Origin of the sequence: Acinetobacter lwoffii (assembly GCF_019343495.1) — a bacterium.
GTDB classification, from domain to species: Bacteria; Pseudomonadota; Gammaproteobacteria; order Pseudomonadales; family Moraxellaceae; genus Acinetobacter; species Acinetobacter lwoffii_P.
This window is the reverse complement of the sequence record NZ_CP072549.1, coordinates 1,590,202-1,610,674: the sequence shown is the minus strand read 5'-3', so window position 1 is coordinate 1,610,674 and position 20,473 is coordinate 1,590,202. Positions and strand designations below refer to the sequence as shown.

The following is a 20,473-nucleotide window of genomic DNA, read 5'->3' as shown; positions in this document are numbered from 1 at the left end:
GAGTAAATGTGATGAAACGACCTGTCGAAGTTAAGTTTTATGACGGAATTCTCGCTGAAGCCCGCCGTGCCTGGATTGTACCGGATCAGCAACAAGGGATTGCCCTGAAACTTGATGAGGATGTTCCAGCACAAGTTAGCGATGCAGATTTTTATTTTGCTTATCCGGACATGGCCTACATTGGTGGTGTCGGTAGTCGTAAACCGATTATTGAGCTGCCTGAAGAGCGTCGGATTGAATTTTTAAGCAAAGCGCCGCATTGGCTCGGCATTAAACATAAAGATATTTATCATGCGATCTGGAAGTTTGAACGTTCACCGATCCTGATTTTCTTTTCCATGATCATCGTGATTAGTGCAGTGATTGTGATTTTAAAATGGGGGATTCCTTATACTGCCAAACAGCTGGCAAAGCTCCTTCCGGAGCAGACTTTAATTGAAGTAGGCAACCGGACAGAGCAGCAATTAATTGTCCAGACCCAACCAAGTACACTCCCGGCAGAACAACAGACGCGATTGAAAACTTTGTATGAACAAAAGATTGCTGTAGGAAAACCTGCAAAAATTATTTTCCGTCAAGGTGGATCAAGCATGGGCATGAATGCCGCAGCCATCCCGAATAACACCATTATTGTGACCGATGAACTGGTGAAAATCAGCGGCACCGATGAAGAAGTCCTTGCAGTATTGGCCCACGAACAAGGCCATCTGGTACAGAAGCACAGCATGCAAAAAGTGATTTCTAATCTGGGGGCGGCGGGACTTTTTGCCTTGGTAACTGGAGATTTAAGTGATGTGGTCACCGCATCTGTAGTCGTGTTGACCGATGCCGGATATTCGCAGGCGATTGAACTGGATGCCGATGACTATGCCATGCAGCATTTGCATCAACAGCAGATTTCCAGTATTTACTTGTCTAACTTTTCGCAGCGGGTGGAAAATGCCAGAATACTGGCAGAGGAATCGCAAACCTTAAAAATGAAAAATTTCACTCTCAATATTGATGGAAAAGACCGGCACCTGACAGAAACCGAACTGAAATGGATTCGCCTAATCGGGAAGTTTAAAAAATATCTGGAATCACATCTCGAACTGGATAAAAGAATTCAGCGTATCCATGCCTTTAATGATCAGGCGAATCATCGTATCTAGTTTCTGATCATTGCTATGCCCTGATCACTAAGGCTTTTTAGCCCCTATCTTTGCCAGTCGGCAGTCAGATGTTCCTGTCCCATACGGATCAGATGATCCAGAACCACATTTTCGAGTTTATTCAGGTCAGTAAATTCATCTGTGCTTTGAATCGTTACGGTTAGATGATCCTGTTCAGGAGCCAATATCACTTCAGCATTTGGAAAATGAATCAGGAAATTTTGTTCGGTTTCATCAATATTAAATTTATGTTTCCAGTGATTGGCCAGGCGTTTGGCAATTCGTGAAGCTTGTTGCGTCTGGATATGGGCAATACTTTTCATCAGTCTTCTACACTATTCATCATTATCCTGTACTTTAAACCAAGCGGTGATGCCGGCATAAGCCTCAAAGCGTTACACAGCGTTTTAATCTTGCAACATCGAATCACAGTAGCCGGAGCGGATTTGATATAATGGGAAAAATCCAATTTCAACAAGCCAGGTTCTCCCATGTCCAAGCCTTATTTAATTGCCCCTTCTATTTTATCTGCTGACTTTGCCCGTTTAGGTGAAGAAGTCGAGAATGTGTTGGAAGCAGGTGCAGACGTTGTTCATTTTGATGTCATGGACAACCATTATGTACCGAACCTGACTTTTGGTGCAGGTGTTTGTAAGGCCTTGAAAAATTATGGGATCAAGGCGCCCATTGATGTGCATTTGATGGTTAAGCCGGTGGATCGCATGATCGGGGATTTCCTTGAAGCGGGTGCTGATATCATTACTTTTCATCCAGAAGCTTCTGATCATATTGACCGTTCTTTACAGTTGATCAAATCAGGTGGTGCAAAAGCGGGACTGGTATTTAATCCGGCAACACCATTGCATTACCTGGATTATGTGCTGGATAAAGTCGATCAAATCCTGCTCATGAGCGTGAACCCGGGCTTTGGCGGACAGAAATTTATTCCAATGACTTTGGATAAATTGCGTCAGGCACGCAAACTGATCGATGCTTCAGGTCGTGATATTCGTCTGGAAGTCGATGGTGGCGTTACGCCAAGCAACATTCGTGAAATTGCCGAAGCGGGTGCCGATATGTTTGTAGCTGGTTCAGCTATTTTTGGCAAGCCGGATTATAAAGCTGTGATTGATGAAATGCGTACGGAATTAGCGAGAGTAGGGCAGGTTCAACTGTAATCGTTAAAAACTCATAAGTGCATAAATATGTGGATAACTTTATGGATAAGTGTGTAGATATCTATGTTGATAACCATATGGATATGTTGCATAAAATGTAATCGTTTGTAGCCTGATTGATTGCGATTTAGACAAAATTTGTATAAAAAGAACTCAAATTGGGTTCTTTTTTATCGCCTATAACTCTTGTCTTTGGTGGTTGTTTATTCACCATAGGTTGATAATGGAACCAGGCAAAAAGTGATCAATGTGTCGTATATTTGTGTTTCATTATGTAATTTCTCCAGACAAAGTTTAAATTTAATTGATGTGTATAACTTAATATTCTGAGTCCATTCTCATGTAATTGTTGTGAATGAATTGCCCGATTATTAGAACTATTTCTGACTTGGCATTTTCAAAATCTACCATAACCAGAGTAGCCATGAATGTCGTGAAGATTTGAGTAAGACAAAGTTAAGTTGTATCTCGATAAGTGATGTTTTGTAAAAATAGCCAGATTGCTGAAACGCGGTTTTATCAAATTTTTACACCTAGGAGGAACGACCTCCCTTGTGAATTACGTATCGGAATTTACAGGAAAAATCGTCAGGACGGCCTGATTCTTATATAAAAGGAGGAGGGCTGCATGGCCTGGATCGTACTTATTCTTGCGGGTATTTTTGAAATCGTTTGGGCATATTCGATGAAGCTGTCTGAAGGCTTTACCAGACTCACTCCAAGTATTATTACCATTGTCTTCATGGTACTCAGTTTTGCTTTACTGGCTTATGCGATGCGTACTTTGCCGCTAGGTACAGCCTATACGATCTGGACCGGGATTGGTGCAGTGGGTTCATTTCTCATCGGTATTTGGGTTCTGGGTGAACCTGCTACAGCATTGCGTATGCTGGCTGCCGTACTCATCATTTCCGGTCTGGTACTGATGAAAGTATCCTCTTCATAATTTGTTTCTGCCTGTCTCGGTGAACTGGGTTAATATAGAAAATGAACTCAGTGATTGGGACAGGGCGCCATCATGAACTTAAGTTATCTCTATATGGATTCTCCCGTAGGTCAGCTACAACTGGTCGCGAATGAAACCGCGCTGGTGGCTGTGCTTTGGGACTGTGAACAGCCGAATCGGGTGAAACTGGCGACCTTGGTTGAAGATCCGCAGCATCCGGTTTTGATTGAAACCAGACGTCAGCTCCAGGAATATTTTGCCGGTCAGCGCAATGTTTTTGACCTGCCTTTGGACTTTGCCGGTACTGATTTTCAGAAAAAAGTCTGGCAGGCGCTACTGAATATTCCCTACGGACAGACGCGAAGCTATCGCGACATTGCTGAACAGGTGGGTAATATCAAGGCTGTACGCGCCGTGGGTGCAGCCAATGGCAAAAACCCGATTTCGATTATTGCACCCTGTCATCGGGTGATTGGTCGCAGTGGCAAGCTGGTAGGATTTGCCGGTGGTTTGGATAAAAAAGAAATCCTGTTAAATATTGAGCGGACGCATTCATAAATCTCTTTTATAAATCAAAAAATGATCGTTCTATTCATTTTAAAATGAATATTAAAAGTTCCTTCTCCCTCTGGGATAAGAAGCACTGCTTAGCAAGGAGATGAGGGGGTAAAAACCTCTCCCTCGCCCTCTCCTACAAGGAGAGGGTATTTCCTTTGTAGTGATTATAAAAAATGATTTATGAAAGAACTTTAATATCTAAAAATTTAAAACAAATGAAAAATTAGAATATGGATGTTCTGCTAGTAGAAATTAATCTATTCATACTTTGTGATTGGATTTATTTCGAAGTGGTATTCAAAACAGCCTAAGCAGTCATAAGCTTTTACGAGCCCATAAAAAAGCCTTTGAATGATTCAAAGGCTTTTTAGTTTTAAATATTTGAAGCTTTCAGTTTTTCGGTAATCTCGGCCAGAACTTTAATCCGTTTTACTTCATCCCATAATGCTTTGGCTTCAGGATAATGTTTCGACATCATGCCCAGCCATTGCTTGTAACGGCCGACCATCCCGATCTCAGTTTTGGCGGGACCGTTAATAAAACGGATTTGCAGTTGCAGCAGTTCATTCCAGTTCATCAAAGGTGCATCCGAATTTTGACGGATACATTGGGTCAGGTCGGGTGTGGTCACTGCACCCCTGCCAATCATCAGGTCTTCGCAACCGGATTCTAGACGGCACTGTTTGGCATCGGCATTGTTCCAGATTTCACCATTGGCGATTACATGGATCTTGAGTGCTTCACGAATCGGTTGTAACTGGTCCCAGAATGCGGGCGGAGTATAGCCATCGGCTTTGGTGCGCGCATGAACGGTAACCCACGCTGCTCCAGCATCTTCAATGGCATGCGCATTTTCCAGCATGAAATTACGGTCCATATAACCCAGACGCATTTTGGCAGAAACCGGAATATGTGCAGGAACGGCATCACGCACGGCTTTAACCAGCTCATGTACGACTTCGGGTTCATCTAAAAGGACTGAGCCCCCGCGATGACGGTTCACGGTTTTGGCCGGACAGCCAAAGTTCATGTCAATTGCCGGTGCACCCATGGCTGCCACTTTGGCGGCATTCGCTGCCAGCATCTCCGGATTATTTCCTAAGAATTGCACATGTACCGGTGTACCTGCCGCCGTCTTGCCATCATTCAACAGTTCAGGGTAGTAAGTATGATAAATATGATCGGGCAGAATGGAGTCGGTGACACGAATAAACTCGGTCACGCACCAGTCAAAGCTACCTACGGATGTCAGCACATCACGCATAATCGGATCGGTTAAGCCTTCCATGGGAGCAAGCACAAGTTTCAACGGTGCACACCTGTAAATTTAAAACGGTGTTATACGTTTTTTTAGGCAGCCTGTCTAGGCTGGATGGGAATTGAATGATGAGTACCTGAAAATTGAACTTTTTGGGCGGATATAAAAAGGCCCTTAATGTGGATTAAAGGCCTTTAAAAGTGAAGCTTAAGAAGGTTTAGCAATATCCAGCCATTTTAGTCAGCCAGTTTCTCGACTTTCATACTTTCACGATAATACTGACAGCCCTTGTACAACAGGAAGCAGCCAATCAATCCGGCAATCGCATTGACGATCGAGATCGAGTTACCAACCATTAAGGTATTCTGGAAATATTTATCCGTGATTAATGCCACAGCGGTGGTTCCGACGCCTAAGGCAATCAGGTTTGAAACCAGTAGGAACTTGGCAGATACCTGTGCGCGTAGCTGATTCGGTGTCAGCATTTGCGTGGCAGCTGCCGATGCAGGAATCGGGAAAGTGGAGAAGAACATCGCCACAAAAATCAGCACAAATGAAAGCTGCATATTATCGACCTGAGTAAATAGCACACTCGGAATAATCAGCGCTGCACAGCCGATGGCACCGGTACGAATTGCAGCATCGCTATAGCCACGTTTCGAGAAGAAGTCGATCAGCCAGCCACAGAACAAGGCACCTGAAGTATTCGCGACTAGAATAATCGTACCGAGGATATAACCGGTTTGACTCGCATCCAGACCGAAATTACGCATGTAGTAGGCAGGTGCCCAGCCCAGCAGCGAATACAACATCATGGTATAAAAAGAAAAACCAATAAAATGACAGAAGAAGGTCTTTTTATGTGTCTTGATAAAACCGATCGAATTTTTGAAAGAGGCTTTAATGACTTGGCCATCCTGACCGACTTTCATCCCCTTACGTGCAGGTTCACGCACCGTCAGCACCATGAGTAGAGCCAGCAATACGCCCGGTAGACCCACAATCATAAAGGTGAGTTGCCAGGTTTTCACTTCACCAATGAGGGGTAAGGCTACGAAGCTGACATCTTTTAGCAGGCCAATCACATAGCCGCCAATCAGGAAAGCTAGGCCCGAACCAATAAAGGCACCAATCGCATATACACCGAGTGCACGGCCTAATTTATCTTTCGGAAATAAATCGGCAACGATTGAATAAAAGGCAGGGGAAAGCGCGGCTTCACCGGCACCGACACTCAAACGTGCAATAAACATTTGAATAAAGTTTTTACTGAGACCACATGCCGCTGTGGCGAGACTCCAGAATGCAATCCCGGTCGCAATGATTTTAATTCGGGACTTTTGATCCGCCAGCGCGGCAATGGGCAGACCCATAATGGCATAAAACAAGGAGAAGGCCAAACCTTGCAATAGACTAAACTGGGTATCGCTTAGCATTAAATCGGCTTTAATCGGTTCAATCATGAGCGATAAAATTTGACGGTCTACAAATGACAGAATGTAAGCCACCATACAAATGACCACCACATACCATTGATAGGTGCTGCTTTCCGGTGGTGGTTCAATCTGTTCAGACAGCGGTACGGCCGTTTCTGTCGGTATAGGCTCAAAATTTTGATCTGTTGGTTGAATCGTCCTTTCAACCATTTCTAGGTTCAGCGATTTATCATTCATCATGCAACATCCTGTGCTGATCGTTTAAGATATTTATTTGATACTTTTAATCTGATTATTATTTTTATGTTGTATCGCATTTAAATAATCTAGAGCCTAAATAGATAGATGTCAATCTGTTTTTAAAAATAGATACAAATAATTTTTAAAGATAAAAAAAAGGAATCATAATTATTCCTTTTTTTGGTGTGAATTTTTAGCCACGTTCAACCAGCGTTAAAATATCGTAGGTTGCAACCAGTTCATTGCGCTGGTTTTTCACTTTAATATCCCAGACCACGACACCATGTGGTTTCTGGGCCGGATCGCGCAGTGCTTTTGGAGTTTTCTGTTTACAGGTCAGTTCCACCTGAATGGTATCGCCAATTTTCACCGGTTCTACAAAGCGCAAGTTGTCCATGCCATAGTTGGCAATGACTGGACCCTGGGCGGCATCAACGAATAAACCGGCCGCAGCAGACACCACGAAATAGCCATGTGCCACACGTTCACCAAACAGGGATTCTGCTGCAGCAATCTTGTCCATATGCGCATAGAAGTGATCACCGCTCAGACAGCCGAAATTCACCAGATCCGCTTCGGTCACGCTACGTCGTGCAGTCAGTAAACGCTCGCCGATACGCAATTCATCAAATGATTTTTTAAAAGGATGCACGCGGTCTTCAAAGACTTGAGCGCCAGCTGTCCAGCTATGGCCGACCTGGGTCATGGCATTTGGCGAGCCTTGAATCGCAGTCCGTTGCATATAATGTTTGACTGCACGCAAACCGCCGAGTTCCTCACCGCCACCAGCACGTCCCGGTCCGCCATGAACCAGCAAAGGTAATGGAGAGCCATGTCCGGTACTTTCTTTGGCACTTTCTGCATCCAGAATATGGACACGGCCATGCCATGGCGCAATTTTGCTCAGCAGTTGTTCAATATTTTCATCGGTATTGCGTACGATGGATGCTACCAAGCTACCTTCGCCACGTGCCACCAGGTCAGCAAGCTGAGCCAGGTCAGTATATGGCATTAAAGTCACTACAGGCCCAAAAGCTTCAATCTTATGAATATTTTCTGCCTGAGCTGGCGCTTTGCAGACCAACACAGTAGGTGGATAGCATGCAGACTTCTCCGTATTTTGTACTTGAATCTTAAAGTCCTGACGTAAGTGGCTACCGAATACGATCTCTGCATCCTGGCTGAGCTGTTCAACTTTTGCCGCGACATCGTGTTTCTGTTTGACGCTGGCCAAAGCGCCCATGCTGACGCCTTCTTGAGCCGGATCGCCCACAACCACTTTTTTCAGTTTTGCAATCAGACGGTCTTGTACTGTATCCAATAGCTCGGCTGGCACAAAGGCACGACGAATGGCGGTACATTTCTGTCCGGCTTTGCTGGTCATTTCACGGAAAACTTCACGGACAAATAAATCAATCGTTTCATCATTGGCTTGCGCCGTCAAAATTGCACTATTGACTGAATCTGCTTCCATGGTGAATGGAATCGAGTAGGCATTTAAGTGTGGATGCGAACGCAGTTTTTGCCCTGTTGAAGCAGAACCGGTAAAGGTGACCGTATCTTGAGGATTTAAATGATCAAATAAATCATAGACCTGTCCGCAAATGAGCTGCAATGAACCTTCTGGCAAGAAACCGCTTTCATGAATGGCTTTGACCACGGCATGAGTCAGCTCGGCACCTTCAGTGGCCGGTTTGACAATACAGGGTACGCCTGCCAGCAGTGTCGGTGCGATTTTTTCCAGCATGCCCCAGATCGGAAAGTTAAAGGCATTGATATGCACGGCGACACCGGCTTTAGGCGTCAGAATATGTTTCGCGCCAAAGCTACCTTGCTTAGAAAGAGGAATCCAGGCATCTTCGACCCATGCTGTTTCATCACTCAGTTCACGACGCACCAAACTCGAATAAGCATATAAGGTGCCAATCCCGCCTTCAATATCAATCCAGGCATCTTTACGGGTACAGCCGGTTGCTTTGGCAAGCTCATAAAAGTCTTCTTTGCGTTCCATCAAATACTGAGCCACTTGCTTCAGTGCATTGGCACGTTGATGGAAGGTCCATGTGGCAATAGTCGCGCCTTTTTGTTTGGCATACTTCACCACGGCTTGGGTATCGATGCCCTGACTGCCGACCTGATAAACCGCTTCACCGCTAATGGCATGATAAACCGTACGTAAATCGGCTTGCGCTGCGTATTCCTGGCCGTACACCAGTGAAGCTAAGCTTTTGATGGCAATAGGATTATGGGTTGATGCAGTATCTTGATAATCCGTTGTGCTTGAGCTGCTGTCTAACTCTAACATTGTAAAAACTCCATTTATGATACGTTTTGAGATGTATTTTAATTTTGATGTTTCATAATTTGTGTTGAAAAATTGAAAATGTCAATCATAAATCTGTATTTAAAAATGCGTAACAATAAAATAAAAAATATTAAGTTATATAAAACAAATATTTATTAAAAATAAGGAGTGAAAATTAAATGATACCAATAAATAGATATTGATTTTAATTACGTATCGTTTTAATTTGAGTGTATCAACACTTGGGATAAGTGAGGGAACAATGAATAATCAACAACAAATCTTCGATCAAAAGATTGAAAAAGATATTTCCATCGAGCCGAAGGACTGGATGCCGGATGCTTATCGTAAGACCTTGATTCGTCAGATTGGTCAGCATGCACACTCTGAAGTGGTGGGCATGTTGCCGGAAGGCAACTGGATTACCCGTGCACCGACCTTGAAGCGTAAAGCTGTGCTGATGGCAAAAGTTCAGGACGAAGCCGGTCATGCTTTGTATCTGTACAGTGCTGCAGAAACCTTGGGTGCGGATCGTGACGACATGATGGATAAGCTGATTGCCGGTCGCATGAAATATTCTTCAATTTTCAACTATCCAACCCTGAGCTGGGCCGATGTTGCCGCGATTGGCTGGCTGGTAGATGGTGCAGCAATTGTCAATCAGGTTGCGCTGTGCCGTACATCTTATGGTCCTTATGCCCGCGCTATGGTGCGTGTGTGTAAAGAAGAAAGTTTCCATCAGCGTCAGGGCTTTGAAGCCATGATGGAATTGGCCAATGGTACGCCGGAACAAAAGCAGATGGCACAGGATGCAGTGAACCGTTTCTGGTGGCCGGCACTGATGATGTTTGGTCCAAGTGATGATAATTCACCGAACAGTGCACAAAGTATGCAGTGGAAAATTAAATTATTCAGCAACGATGAGCTACGTCAGAAATTTGTCGATAACACCGTGTCGCAAGTCTTACAGCTAGGTTTAACCGTTCCAGATCCAGACATCAAATTCAATGAAGCCACCGGACATTACGAATTTGGTGAAATCAATTGGGATGAGTTTTTTACGATTCTTGCAGGCAAGGGACCGTGTAACCATGAGCGTATTGAAGCACGCCGCAAAGCTTGGGAAGGCGGCAAGTGGGTACGTGATTCAGCAGCCGTCTATGCGCAGAAACAGCAGCAACAGTCAGCAGCACAAAAAGTTGCTTAAAAAATAGTTTGATCGATATAAGGAAATTTGCTCATGAATAACAAAAATAACTGGTCACTTTATGAAGTGTTTGTGCGTAGTAAACAGGGTCTGAGTCACCGTCATGTCGGCAGCCTGCGTGCGCCGGATGAGGAAGTCGCACTACAAAATGCCCGCGATGTATATACCCGCCGCAATGAAGGCATCAGTATCTGGGTGGTGAAATCTGAATTGATTACCTCTTCCCAGCCAGATGAAAAAGCAGAGTTTTTTGAACCCGCTTTGGACAAGGTTTATCGTCATCCAACCTTTTATAACATTCCAGCTGGCATCGAGCACATGTAAAGGGAAAGGTGAAGAATATGACAAATCAAGTATTGGCAGAATTTCTTTTACATGTGGGTGACAGTCAACTGATCCTGTCTCATCGTTTGGCAGAGTGGTGTGGTCATGCACCTGAACTGGAGCTGGATATTGCCTTAGCCAATATCGGACTGGATTTATTGGGTCAGGCACGTACTGCCCTCAGTCTGGCGGGTGAAGTGGAAGGACAGGGCCGTGATGAAGACAAGCTGGCTTATTTCCGTACCGAACGTGAATACCGTAATTTGCTGCTGTGTGAACAGCCGAATGGTGACTTTGCCCAGACCCTGGTGCGCCAGTGGTTGATGGATCACTACCACGCTTTATTGTTTAGCGCCTTAAGTCAAAGTCAGCATGCTGAGTTGGCGGCTTTTGCAGTGAAATCACTCAAAGAAGTGAAATATCACCAGCGTTTTTCCACCACCTGGATGGAACGCTTAAGTTTAGGTACCGCAGAAGCGCATGAAAAAACCCAGCAAGGTTTAAACCAGTTATGGCGTTTTACCGAGGAACTTTTTGTTCTGACGGCTGATGAAAGACAGTTGGTCGATAGCGGTGTCATTCCAGATATTGAAAATTTAAAAGCCCAGTGGCTGGAGACCATTACATCCGAGTTAGCGCGATTTGAATTAAGCCTGCCAGAGCTAGGCGCTTATCGCAGTGGGGCTAAACAGGGTTTACATACAGAACATCTCGGTTTTGTTTTGGCTGAACTGCAATACATGCAGCGCTCATATCCAAACATGAACTGGTAATTCGGCACAATCACAGGGAGTGAGTCGCATGAATCTGATTCGACACGTAGAAGATCAATGTTGGGACGTTTTACAGCAGGTTTCTGATCCAGAGATTCCGGTATTGTCAGTGATTGATCTGGGTATGATTCGTGGCGTCGAGCTGAATCAGCAGGATGAAATTGTGGTGCGACTCACGCCGACCTATAGCGGCTGTCCGGCCACGGATTTATTAAAAGCAGAAATTACCCAGGCTTTCGAGGCCAATGGTTTGACGCCGGTCAAAGTCATTGTGGACCTGTCTCAAGCCTGGACCACGGACTGGATGAGTGAATCGGGCAAACACAAATTACAGCAATATGGTATTGCCCCGCCGCAAGGCCAGTCACATAGCTGTGGTACGCATGTGGCATTGACCGATGGCATCACCTGTCCACAGTGCTTAAGTAACAACAGCAAATTATTAAGTGAATTCGGTTCGACCGCCTGTAAAGCTTTATATCAATGTCGGGACTGCTTAGAAACTTTTGACTATTTCAAATGTATTTGATTGTAACGATTGCGCGGTGGGCAGGGTAAACCAATAACAAGCCTGAACACCGCCACCTAAAAGAAGGATTTTGCCATGAGCCAATTTATACCATTAACCATTAAATCGATTCAGCCACAAACCGAGCAGGCGATCTGCATTGCCTTTGATCTCGCGCCTGAGCAGTTGGATACTTTTCAATATCAGCCGGGTCAGCACCTCACCATTCGTCATTTAACTGATGACGGCGAGCTGCGCCGCTGCTACTCGATCTGCAGTGATACTCAGGAAGACATGAGCATTGCGATTAAAAAAATTGATCAGGGTCAGTTTTCAACCTGGGCCAATACGCATCTCAAAGCGGGGGATGTACTAGAAGTCATGCCACCGCAAGGGGTGTTCTTTCAGAAAGCCGCCAAGGCTGGTGGCCAGAATTATCTAGGATTTGCAGCAGGCAGTGGCATTACGCCAATTTTATCGATTGTAAAGTCGGTGTTGAACCGTCAAGCGGAAGCAACATTCACTCTGGTATATGGCAACCGCTCCTGGAAACAGACCATGTTCTCTGAACAGATCATGGACTTGAAAGACCGTTTTAAGGAACGTCTGCAACTGGTAAATATTTTTTCACGTGAACTGAATGACAGTGACATCTTTAATGGTCGGATTGATGCAGACAAATTGCAGCAGTTATTTCAGGCCAATCTGATTTCTGCCGAAGCAGATCACTGTTTCGCTTGCGGTCCTGAAGAAATGATGACAGCAGTCGAAACGGTATTACCGACTTGGGGCATTCAACGCAGCAAGATTCATACGGAACGCTTCAATACGGGTACTGCACCGAAAGCAACCGCCCAGCAGATGGAAAGCCGCAGCGAAGAACGCGTCAATATCATCCTCGATGGTCGCGAGCTGATTGTTGAAGTCTCTAAGCAGGATGACAGTATTTTAGATGCTGCGCTACGTGCCGGAGCCGACCTGCCATATGCCTGTAAGGGCGGCGTTTGTGCCACCTGTAAATGTAAGGTGTTAGAGGGACAGGTTGAAATGGCGGTGAATTACAGTCTGGAGGAAGATGAAATTCAGAAAGGCTATGTGCTCAGTTGTCAGGCACGTCCAACCACGGCCAATGTCCGACTCAGTTTTGATGAATAAAAGCTGAATTTACAGCACCGCGAGCATAGCAGGAGTTCAAGGATGACCTACATTAAAACCAGCTCACCCAAGCCGGGTGTGGTACTGATCGAGCTAAATCGTCCAGAAAAGCGCAATGCTTTAAACAATGCCACCTTGCAAAACATTGCAGCCTGTCTACAGGACTTGGAAACAGATGCTGCTGTGAAAGCCGTGGTCATCACCGGAAATACGCAATGCTTTGCTGCCGGTGCTGATTTAAATGAGCTGGCGCAGTTAGATGTGGTCAGCATCCAGCAAGACCAACGCCCACTGCTCTGGAAAAAAATTGATGAATTTTCCAAGCCTTTAATCATGGCCGTAAATGGTTATGCTTTTGGTGCAGGTTTCGAGTTGGCTTTGCATGGTGACATGGTGCTGACCGGAGAAAATGCCCAGTTTGCCTTGCCTGAAATTGGTTTGGGTATGTTGCCGGGTGCCGGTGGAACCCAGCGTCTGGCCCGTCTGGTCGGTCAGCAATTAACGATGCGCTGGGCCATGACTGGTGAAATGATTTCGGCACAAACAGCCTTGCAACATGGCATTAGTAGCCAGGTTTGTCCGGCAGGATTGACCGTGCAATACGCACTGGAACTGGCAGAAAAAATTGCCAAGCAGGCACCGCTGGCCATTCGTGCCATCAAGCAATCTTTAAAGTCGATCCATGAAGTGACTTTAAGTCAGGGGTTGAAATTGGAACGTCAACATTTTGTCTGGCTGGCTGCAACCCAAGATCGCCAGGAAGGCATTAATGCATTTTTAGAAAAAAGAAAACCAGAATTTAGAGGTGTGTAATGGATTATCAAACAATTATTGTCGAAGAAAAAAATGCAGTGGGCTACCTGACCTTTAACCGTCCAAAACAGCTCAACAGTTTTAATGAAACCATGCATCAGGAAGTCTCCAAGGTCATCAAGGCCTGGGCCAAAGACAGCCAGATTCGTGCCGTGGTGATTTCAGCTGAAGGCCGTGGTTTCTGTGCCGGTCAGGATCTGAATGACCGTGTGGTCGATCCGAATGCCGATGCACCGGACTTAGGCCTATCGATTGAAAAATATTACAACCCTTTGATCAAGCTGATTACTGAAATGCCTAAACCGGTGATTTGTGCGGTGAATGGTGTGGCAGCAGGGGCAGGCGCCAATATTGCCCTGGCCTGTGACATTGTGGTGGCAGCAAAATCGGCTTCCTTTATTCAGGCCTTTTGCCGTCTTGGCTTGGTGCCAGATTCAGGCGGTACCTGGTTCCTGCCGCGTCTGGTCGGGCGTGCTCAGGCGATGGGCCTTGCCATGCTCGGCGATAAAATTCCGGCTGAGCGCGCAGTACAACTGGGCATGATCTGGCAAGTGGTTGAAGATGAAAAACTGCAAGCAGAAGCGAAAAAACTGGCAGAGCATCTGGCACAGCAACCGACCTATGGTCTGTCCCTGATCAAAAAAGCCATCCATGCCGCAGCCGACAATAATCTGGATGAGCAGCTCATTCTGGAACGTGACCTGCAACGTCTGGCTGGACGTTCAAGCGACTATAAAGAAGGTGTACAAGCCTTTATGCAGAAGCGTACCCCTGAATATAAAGGATGCTAAATCATGCAACAGATCAATTTAGAGCAAGTCAAAGTTGCTGTGGTCGGTGCGGGAACCATGGGGATTGGCATTGCACAACTGGCAGCCATGCACGGGCATCCGACCTATGTGTTTGATCTCGATCGCAGCAAAGTTCAGAGTGCCTTAACTGCTTTAGAGGCACAGCTCAGCAAGCGGGTACAAAATGGAAAAATGACCCAGCAATTGCTGGAAAGTACCTTTGCCAATCTGATCGTGGTAGAGGACATTCAGCAGCTTGCCGATGTGGGCTTAATTATTGAAGCCATTGTCGAGAAGAAAGAAGTCAAACAAAACCTGTTTCAACAGCTGGCTGCCATTTGCCCGGAACAGACGATTTTTGCGTCCAATACTTCTTCGATTTCCATTACCGCCATTGCCTCGGCGATTCCACATCCAGAGCGAGTGATTGGTCTGCATTTCTTTAATCCGGCGCCGGTGATGAAACTGGTCGAGATTATCCGCGGACTGAAAACCTCAGCAGCGATTGCCGATGCAGTATTTGATCTGATGAAGGACTGGAACAAGGTTCCGGTGCGAGCCAAATCGACCCCCGGTTTTATCGTCAATCGTGTCGCACGACCTTATTATGCCGAGGCCTTTCGTGCCTTGCAGGAAAATGCCACCACCCCGGAACAGCTCGATTACATCATGCGCGAATGTGGCCGTTTTGCCATGGGGCCGTGTGAACTTACAGATCTGATTGGGCAGGATGTGAATTTCTCGGTCACACAAAGTGTCTATCAGGAATTTTTCTATGAGCCACGCTACCGCCCGTCCTTGATTCAAAAAGAACTGGTCGATGCCGGTTGTTATGGTCGCAAGTCCGGTCAGGGTTTTTATGATTACGCTCAGGCCAAGCCTACGCCTGTATATGAATTGCCAGTGTGTTATGCCAAGTCGCTGAATAAGCTCAAAGTCACAGTAAAAGGTGAATGGCTACATTCCTCAGTACTGATTGAACGTTTAAAACAGGCCTCTCATGTAGAGCTGAGTTTTCAGGCAGCAGAACAGAATGAAATCCTGATTGGTGACCTTTCTCTGCGATTATCGCTTGGCGAATCAGTTGAACTTACCTATCCGCATGAGCCTGTGGTGTTGATGGACTGGCATGCAGATTGGACAAATGCTCAAGCGATTCCAGTCGTTGCATCACCGGCGTGTAGTGCTGAACAGCGCCAGGCAGTGGAGCTATTCCTCATAGGTATGGATATGATACCTATTTGGTCTAAGGATCATCCCGGTCTTTATGTTATACGTAGTATTGCCATGTTGGTGAATGAAGCCTGTGAAGCAGTATTGCATGATATTGCATCAGAACAAGATATTGATTCTGCTATGAAATATGGCGTTAATTATCCTTGTGGTCCATTCGAATGGGCAGATAAAATTGGATATTACGTAATTTTACAAATTTTAGAAAATATGTATCGTATTTATGGTGAAGACCGCTATAGAACTAGTATATATTTAGCAAAGAAAGCGGTGCAGGGACATGCACAGAAAACTCAGCAGCAACCATTACGCGTTGCTGGCTAAAAGGAAGAATCATGGAACAGGTTTATATTTTTGATGGAATTCGCACCCCGATCGGACGCTATGCCGGTGGACTGAGCAGCATTCGTGCTGATGATCTGGCAGCGCTACCGGTTCAATATCTGAAAGATCAGCATCCGGCCTTGCCATGGGCAGAACTGGATGAAGTGATCCTAGGCTGTGCCAATCAGGCCGGTGAAGATAACCGCAACGTGGCGCGTATGGCTGCTTTACTCGCAGGGTTGCCTGAATCTGTTCCAGCACTCACCGTAAACCGTTTATGTGCCTCAGGTCTGGATGCCATTGGACTGGCAGCCCGTGCCATCAAATCGGGTGAAGCCCAATTTGTTTTGGCTGGTGGCGTAGAATCCATGAGCCGAGCGCCTTTCGTGCAATCCAAACCCACGACTGCCTTCAGCCGTACCCCTGAAATTTATGACACCACCATTGGCTGGCGTTTTATCAACCCAAAATTTAAAGCCCAGTTTGGCGTCGACAGCATGCCGGAAACAGCCGAAAACGTCGCTGAAAAGTATCAGATTAGCCGTGCAGACCAGGACCTGTTTGCCTATCACAGCCAGCAGAAAACCGCAATAGCCCAGCAGAAGGGTATTTTTGCCGAAGAAATTCTGCCAGTAGAGGTCAAAGGTCCGAAGAAAAGCACTCTGACCATTTCCCAAGATGAGCATCCGCGCGCAGAGACGACGCTGGATAATCTGGCCGCCTTAAAAACCCCATTTCGTAAAGAAGGCGGCTCAGTCACCGCTGGCAATGCTTCGGGTGTCAATGACGGGGCGGCTTGCGTATTACTTGGGAATCAGCAGTTTGCCGAGCAGTATGGTTTGAGCCCGAAAGCTAAAGTGATCGGGATGGCCAGCGCCGGTGTCGAAGCTAAATATATGGGTATTGGGCCGGTTCCAGCGGTACAGAAAGTCTTGAAACAGACTGGCCTGAGTCTGGAGCAGATGGACGTGATCGAGCTGAATGAAGCATTTGCAGCGCAATCGCTGGCCGTGATCCGTGAACTCGGCTTGCAAGACGATGATTCCAGAATTAACCCGAATGGCGGTGCCATCGCTTTGGGTCATCCGCTGGGTATGAGTGGCACCCGTTTGGTGATTACCGCCATGAAAGAATTAAAACGTCGTAATGGCAAATATGCACTCTGCACCATGTGTGTGGGTGTTGGTCAAGGTGTTGCACTGGTTTTAGAAAATATGGATTAAACACATCATTCAATCAATGAATTAAACCGTGGTCAGGAAGACTGCGTCAGGAGTAAGAATATGAATAACAATGCAATGGAAAAAATTGAAAAAGTATCGGTTGATGAGTTACGCAGTGTTCAGCTACAGCGTATGAAAAAGACGTTGCAACATGCTTATCAGAATAGCCCGGTTTATAAAAAGAAATTCGATGATGCTGGCGTGCATCCAGACGATTTTAACTCGCTAGAAGACCTGGCTAAATTCCCGTTTACCACCAAGCAGGATTTACGCGATAACTATCCGTTTGGTATGTTCGCTGTTCCACAGGAACAGATTGTACGTGTGCACGCATCTTCTGGCACCACCGGTCAGCCGACCGTGGTGGGTTATACTCAGAATGATATTAATGTCTGGTCGGACGTAGTGGCGCGTTCGCTTCGAGCAGCGGGTTTAAGCAGTAAAGATATCATTCAGGTGTCTTATGGTTATGGTCTGTTTACGGGCGGTTTAGGTGCGCATTATGGCGTTGAGCGTTTGGGTGCAACCGTGATTCCAATGTCTGGCGGACAAACCGATAAACAGGCGCAACTGATTCATGATTTTAAACCGACAGCACTGATGGTTACGCCATCTTACTGCCTGAACATTATTGAAGCGCTTGAAAAGAAATTTGGCACAGCCAAAAACTGCTCGATTAAAACCGGTGTATTTGGTGCAGAGCCATGGACCAATGAAATGCGCAAGGAAATCGAAGAACGTCTGGGTATTGATGCCCTGGATATTTATGGTCTGTCTGAAGTGATGGGGCCGGGTGTCGCAATGGAATGTCTGGAATCCAAAGATGGCCCAACCATCTGGGAAGATCATTTCTATCCTGAAATTATCCATCCGGAAACTGGAGAAGTGCTGCCAGATGGCGAACTGGGTGAACTGGTATTTACCACCATTACCAAAGAAGGCATGCCGGTAATCCGTTACCGTACCCGCGATTTGACCCGTTTATTGCCAGGCACGGCACGCACCATGCGTCGTATGGACAAGATTGTGGGCCGCAGTGATGACATGATGATTATTCGTGGAGTGAATGTGTTCCCGTCGCAGATTGAAGAGCAGATTTTACAGATCCAACAACTGATTCCGAACTACCAGATTCAGATTTGCAAACAGGGACATCTGGATACATTGCATATCCGTACAGAAATGCGTAAAGATAGCAGTGACATTATGGCGCACCAGCTGGCAACTCAGCTTAAGGGCCAGATTAAAACTATGGTCGGAATCACCGTAAGTGTCGAAGTGTTACCTGAAGGAAGTCTGCCACGCTCTGAAGGTAAGGCACAGCGCGTGTTTGATATCCGCAAGTCTGCATGAAGTACTATTGGATGATAGCCAAATGGTCTATCATCCAGTTTCTATAAGGTAAAGTTAAACGTAATGAATCCGAAATTAAAACAAATAATTGATGACTTTATTCAAACTGAAGCACTCAGCGGAACCTCATTAATCATGACCATCTTCGGTGACTGTATTTTTCACCGGGGTGGCATTATCAGTCTGGCCAGCCTGATTCAGCTCATGGATGTCTTCGGATTTAATGAACGATCGGTACGGACTGCCGTATTCCGTCTGGTCCAAAATGGCTGGCTGATGTCTGAAAAAATTGGTCGCACCAGCTATTACCGCGTCACTGAAAGCAGCCGCCAGCGTTTTATTATGGCGGATCAAAAAATTTATAGTTTTCAGCATACCGAATGGGATCAGAAATGGGATCTGGTGCTGCTCAGTTCGGTGGAACTGGAAAATAAACTGGTTCTGAAAAAAGAACTGGAATGGCTGGGCTTTGCCAATATCGCCACCAATGTCATGGCCTATCCGGGCTGTGATCACCAGAAGCTACAAAACCTGCTGCTGAACTTAAAAATGACCGATCAGGTGGTAGTGTTTAAGGCCGAAACCTTGCAGCTCTGGCAGGAATCCTATCCAACCGTGAAACGCATGGTTGCCACCAACTGGCCGGTGCAGGAACTGCATCAGCGCTATGAAAAATTTATTGCAGATTTCCGGGAATTCTTTCATCTGGTGGAACAGGAAGATGAACTGGATCCGGTTCAGGCTTTTCAGTTGCGAATTTTGCTGATTCATCAATTCCGCCGGATTTTATTAAAAGATCCGAATCTGCCTTTTGAATTATTGCCATCCAACTGGCTTTCCCTGAATGCCCGTAATCTGAGCAGTAATTTGTATCAAACGGTGGTTGCGGCAGGGGATGAATTCTTTATGGAGATCGCCCGAACTTCGGAAGGTTCGATGCCGCCGGTACATCCACAATTCTATAAACGCTTTGGCGGTTTGCGACTGGAAGCCGTCAGCTAATCTAATTCTGCATTTTTAAAGGAATAAAATAATGCCGTGTTATGCCATTGATGGGGTGATTCCTGTGGTCAGCCCTCACGCTTATGTGCATCCGCAAGCCGTTCTGATCGGGGATGTAGTGATTGAAGAGGGCGTATATATCGGGCCTTTCGCTACTTTAAGAGCCGACTTCGGCGGGATTCACATCCAGAAAAATGCCAATGTTCAAGATTCCTGTACCATCCATGGCTTTCCCGGTAGCGTCACGCTGGTCGAAGAGTATGGCCATATCGGACACGGCGCGATTTTACATGGCTGTATCATTCGTAAAAATGTACTGGTCGGCATGAACAGCGTGATTCTTGATGAAGCCGAGATTGGTGAAAATACCATTGTTGGTGCTAATAGTACGGTTAAAGCCAAGGCCCAAATTCCGGAAAATTCATTGGTACTCGGTAGTCCAGCACGGGTCATCCGTCCCCTGGACACCAAAGAAATTGCTTGGAAAAGCAAAGGGACACAAGAATATATTCAGCTGACAGAGCGCTGCTTGTCCTCCATGCAGGAAGTCAATCCTTTAACGGAAGTCTCCGCAGACCGGCTGAGCTACAAAGCCTTCAAGGCAGAGTATCAGATCAAGCAGAATAGCTTGAATGACTAAGTCAAGAACATGATTCTATTCATTGGATGAATTCTGCATTTTAAAAACAGGAAGT

Annotated in this window: 20 protein-coding genes; 16 read left to right on the top strand and 4 right to left on the bottom strand. The window is 45.9% G+C overall.

Annotation, left to right across the window (positions count from 1 at the left end; all coding sequences use genetic code 11):
* Positions 1 to 11: 11 nt before the first annotated feature.
* Positions 12 to 1,151 carry a M48 family metallopeptidase gene (locus J7649_RS07565; RefSeq protein WP_219307188.1) on the top strand — a complete coding sequence of 380 codons (1,140 nt, stop codon included), beginning with the start codon at positions 12 to 14 and terminating at the stop codon, positions 1,149 to 1,151.
* A 44-nt stretch (positions 1,152 to 1,195) separates the two neighbouring features.
* Here J7649_RS07565 and J7649_RS07560 read toward each other — a convergent pair whose 3' ends face one another.
* Positions 1,196 to 1,474, bottom strand: coding sequence for a DUF2218 domain-containing protein (locus J7649_RS07560; protein WP_153566722.1), 279 nt, complete (start codon positions 1,472 to 1,474; stop codon positions 1,196 to 1,198).
* Between the two features lie 168 nt (positions 1,475 to 1,642).
* On the opposite strand from J7649_RS07560, the gene rpe reads away from it, so the two are divergent.
* From rpe to J7649_RS07545, 3 genes are all read left to right on the top strand, one after another.
* A complete protein-coding gene (gene rpe / locus J7649_RS07555; protein ID WP_005247170.1) occupies positions 1,643 to 2,329 on the top strand; it encodes a ribulose-phosphate 3-epimerase in 687 nt (228 codons plus the stop codon).
* Positions 2,330 to 2,957: 628 nt separating this feature from the next.
* A complete protein-coding gene (locus J7649_RS07550; protein WP_004279177.1) occupies positions 2,958 to 3,275 on the top strand; it encodes a DMT family transporter in 318 nt (105 codons plus the stop codon).
* A 72-nt stretch (positions 3,276 to 3,347) separates the two neighbouring features.
* Positions 3,348 to 3,833, top strand: coding sequence for a methylated-DNA--[protein]-cysteine S-methyltransferase (locus tag J7649_RS07545; protein ID WP_004279178.1), 486 nt, complete (start codon positions 3,348 to 3,350; stop codon positions 3,831 to 3,833).
* 373 nt (positions 3,834 to 4,206) lie between these two features.
* Here J7649_RS07545 and J7649_RS07540 read toward each other — a convergent pair whose 3' ends face one another.
* The 3 genes from J7649_RS07540 to paaZ all read right to left on the bottom strand — a co-directional run bounded on the left by J7649_RS07540 (position 4,207) and on the right by paaZ (position 9,072).
* A complete protein-coding gene (locus J7649_RS07540) occupies positions 4,207 to 5,142 on the bottom strand; it encodes a tRNA dihydrouridine synthase (RefSeq protein ID WP_219307186.1) in 936 nt (311 codons plus the stop codon).
* 185 nt (positions 5,143 to 5,327) lie between these two features.
* Positions 5,328 to 6,767 carry a spinster family MFS transporter gene (locus J7649_RS07535; RefSeq protein WP_219307184.1) on the bottom strand — a complete coding sequence of 480 codons (1,440 nt, stop codon included), beginning with the start codon at positions 6,765 to 6,767 and terminating at the stop codon, positions 5,328 to 5,330.
* 193 nt (positions 6,768 to 6,960) lie between these two features.
* A complete protein-coding gene (paaZ, locus tag J7649_RS07530) occupies positions 6,961 to 9,072 on the bottom strand; it encodes a phenylacetic acid degradation bifunctional protein PaaZ (protein WP_219307182.1) in 2,112 nt (703 codons plus the stop codon).
* Positions 9,073 to 9,334: 262 nt separating this feature from the next.
* On the opposite strand from paaZ, the gene paaA reads away from it, so the two are divergent.
* The 12 genes from paaA (at position 9,335) to J7649_RS07470 (ending at position 20,418) form a co-directional block, all read left to right on the top strand.
* A complete protein-coding gene (gene paaA / locus J7649_RS07525) occupies positions 9,335 to 10,279 on the top strand; it encodes a 1,2-phenylacetyl-CoA epoxidase subunit PaaA (RefSeq protein WP_219307180.1) in 945 nt (314 codons plus the stop codon).
* Positions 10,280 to 10,312: 33 nt separating this feature from the next.
* Positions 10,313 to 10,603 (top strand): 1,2-phenylacetyl-CoA epoxidase subunit PaaB, encoded by a 291-nt coding sequence (paaB, locus tag J7649_RS07520; RefSeq protein WP_004279183.1) that lies wholly within the window; start codon positions 10,313 to 10,315, stop codon positions 10,601 to 10,603.
* Positions 10,604 to 10,620: 17 nt separating this feature from the next.
* The gene (paaC, locus tag J7649_RS07515) at positions 10,621 to 11,376 is read left to right on the top strand and encodes a 1,2-phenylacetyl-CoA epoxidase subunit PaaC (protein WP_026056591.1); all 756 of its coding nucleotides are present in this window, start codon (positions 10,621 to 10,623) and stop codon (positions 11,374 to 11,376) included.
* A 28-nt stretch (positions 11,377 to 11,404) separates the two neighbouring features.
* Positions 11,405 to 11,905, top strand: coding sequence for a 1,2-phenylacetyl-CoA epoxidase subunit PaaD (paaD, locus tag J7649_RS07510; RefSeq protein ID WP_005247163.1), 501 nt, complete (start codon positions 11,405 to 11,407; stop codon positions 11,903 to 11,905).
* Between the two features lie 75 nt (positions 11,906 to 11,980).
* Positions 11,981 to 13,039, top strand: a complete 1,059-nt coding sequence (paaE, locus tag J7649_RS07505) for a 1,2-phenylacetyl-CoA epoxidase subunit PaaE (RefSeq protein WP_219307178.1) — start codon at positions 11,981 to 11,983, stop codon at positions 13,037 to 13,039.
* 42 nt (positions 13,040 to 13,081) lie between these two features.
* Positions 13,082 to 13,852: an enoyl-CoA hydratase-related protein gene (locus J7649_RS07500; protein ID WP_005104871.1), complete on the top strand. Its 771-nt coding sequence runs from the start codon at positions 13,082 to 13,084 to the stop codon at positions 13,850 to 13,852.
* Entirely contained in the window at positions 13,852 to 14,643 is a 792-nt protein-coding gene (gene paaG, locus J7649_RS07495; RefSeq protein ID WP_219307159.1) for a 2-(1,2-epoxy-1,2-dihydrophenyl)acetyl-CoA isomerase PaaG, read from the top strand. The genes J7649_RS07500 and paaG overlap by 1 nt, the downstream gene beginning before the upstream one ends.
* 3 nt (positions 14,644 to 14,646) lie before the next feature.
* Complete coding sequence (locus J7649_RS07490; RefSeq protein ID WP_219307141.1) at positions 14,647 to 16,200, top strand: 3-hydroxyacyl-CoA dehydrogenase; 1,554 nt, start codon at positions 14,647 to 14,649, stop codon at positions 16,198 to 16,200.
* An 11-nt stretch (positions 16,201 to 16,211) separates the two neighbouring features.
* Positions 16,212 to 17,423, top strand: a complete 1,212-nt coding sequence (gene pcaF / locus J7649_RS07485; RefSeq protein ID WP_219307139.1) for a 3-oxoadipyl-CoA thiolase — start codon at positions 16,212 to 16,214, stop codon at positions 17,421 to 17,423.
* Between the two features lie 60 nt (positions 17,424 to 17,483).
* Positions 17,484 to 18,776: a phenylacetate--CoA ligase PaaK gene (gene paaK, locus J7649_RS07480; RefSeq protein WP_005247155.1), complete on the top strand. Its 1,293-nt coding sequence runs from the start codon at positions 17,484 to 17,486 to the stop codon at positions 18,774 to 18,776.
* A gap of 63 nt (positions 18,777 to 18,839) precedes the next feature.
* Entirely contained in the window at positions 18,840 to 19,778 is a 939-nt protein-coding gene (gene paaX / locus J7649_RS07475; RefSeq protein WP_004279192.1) for a phenylacetic acid degradation operon negative regulatory protein PaaX, read from the top strand.
* Between the two features lie 31 nt (positions 19,779 to 19,809).
* Positions 19,810 to 20,418: a DapH/DapD/GlmU-related protein gene (locus J7649_RS07470; RefSeq protein ID WP_219307137.1), complete on the top strand. Its 609-nt coding sequence runs from the start codon at positions 19,810 to 19,812 to the stop codon at positions 20,416 to 20,418.
* Positions 20,419 to 20,473 lie beyond the last annotated feature (55 nt).

Bases quoted from the DNA above. Each gene is read 5' to 3' on its own strand.
- paaX (WP_004279192.1), top strand. From the start codon at position 18,840: ATGAATCCGAAATTAAAACAAATAATTGATGACTTTATTCAAACTGAA.
- rpe (WP_005247170.1), top strand. From the start codon at position 1,643: ATGTCCAAGCCTTATTTAATTGCCCCTTCTATTTTATCTGCTGACTTT.
- J7649_RS07565 (WP_219307188.1), top strand. From the start codon at position 12: ATGAAACGACCTGTCGAAGTTAAGTTTTATGACGGAATTCTCGCTGAA.
- J7649_RS07560 (WP_153566722.1), bottom strand. From the start codon at position 1,474: ATGAAAAGTATTGCCCATATCCAGACGCAACAAGCTTCACGAATTGCC.
- paaG (WP_219307159.1), top strand. From the start codon at position 13,852: ATGGATTATCAAACAATTATTGTCGAAGAAAAAAATGCAGTGGGCTAC.
- J7649_RS07550 (WP_004279177.1), top strand. From the start codon at position 2,958: ATGGCCTGGATCGTACTTATTCTTGCGGGTATTTTTGAAATCGTTTGG.
- J7649_RS07500 (WP_005104871.1), top strand. From the start codon at position 13,082: ATGACCTACATTAAAACCAGCTCACCCAAGCCGGGTGTGGTACTGATC.
- J7649_RS07545 (WP_004279178.1), top strand. From the start codon at position 3,348: ATGAACTTAAGTTATCTCTATATGGATTCTCCCGTAGGTCAGCTACAA.
- J7649_RS07470 (WP_219307137.1), top strand. From the start codon at position 19,810: ATGCCGTGTTATGCCATTGATGGGGTGATTCCTGTGGTCAGCCCTCAC.
- J7649_RS07535 (WP_219307184.1), bottom strand. From the start codon at position 6,767: ATGATGAATGATAAATCGCTGAACCTAGAAATGGTTGAAAGGACGATT.
- paaA (WP_219307180.1), top strand. From the start codon at position 9,335: ATGAATAATCAACAACAAATCTTCGATCAAAAGATTGAAAAAGATATT.
- paaC (WP_026056591.1), top strand. From the start codon at position 10,621: ATGACAAATCAAGTATTGGCAGAATTTCTTTTACATGTGGGTGACAGT.
- pcaF (WP_219307139.1), top strand. From the start codon at position 16,212: ATGGAACAGGTTTATATTTTTGATGGAATTCGCACCCCGATCGGACGC.
- paaK (WP_005247155.1), top strand. From the start codon at position 17,484: ATGAATAACAATGCAATGGAAAAAATTGAAAAAGTATCGGTTGATGAG.
- paaZ (WP_219307182.1), bottom strand. From the start codon at position 9,072: ATGTTAGAGTTAGACAGCAGCTCAAGCACAACGGATTATCAAGATACT.
- paaD (WP_005247163.1), top strand. From the start codon at position 11,405: ATGAATCTGATTCGACACGTAGAAGATCAATGTTGGGACGTTTTACAG.
- J7649_RS07490 (WP_219307141.1), top strand. From the start codon at position 14,647: ATGCAACAGATCAATTTAGAGCAAGTCAAAGTTGCTGTGGTCGGTGCG.
- paaB (WP_004279183.1), top strand. From the start codon at position 10,313: ATGAATAACAAAAATAACTGGTCACTTTATGAAGTGTTTGTGCGTAGT.
- paaE (WP_219307178.1), top strand. From the start codon at position 11,981: ATGAGCCAATTTATACCATTAACCATTAAATCGATTCAGCCACAAACC.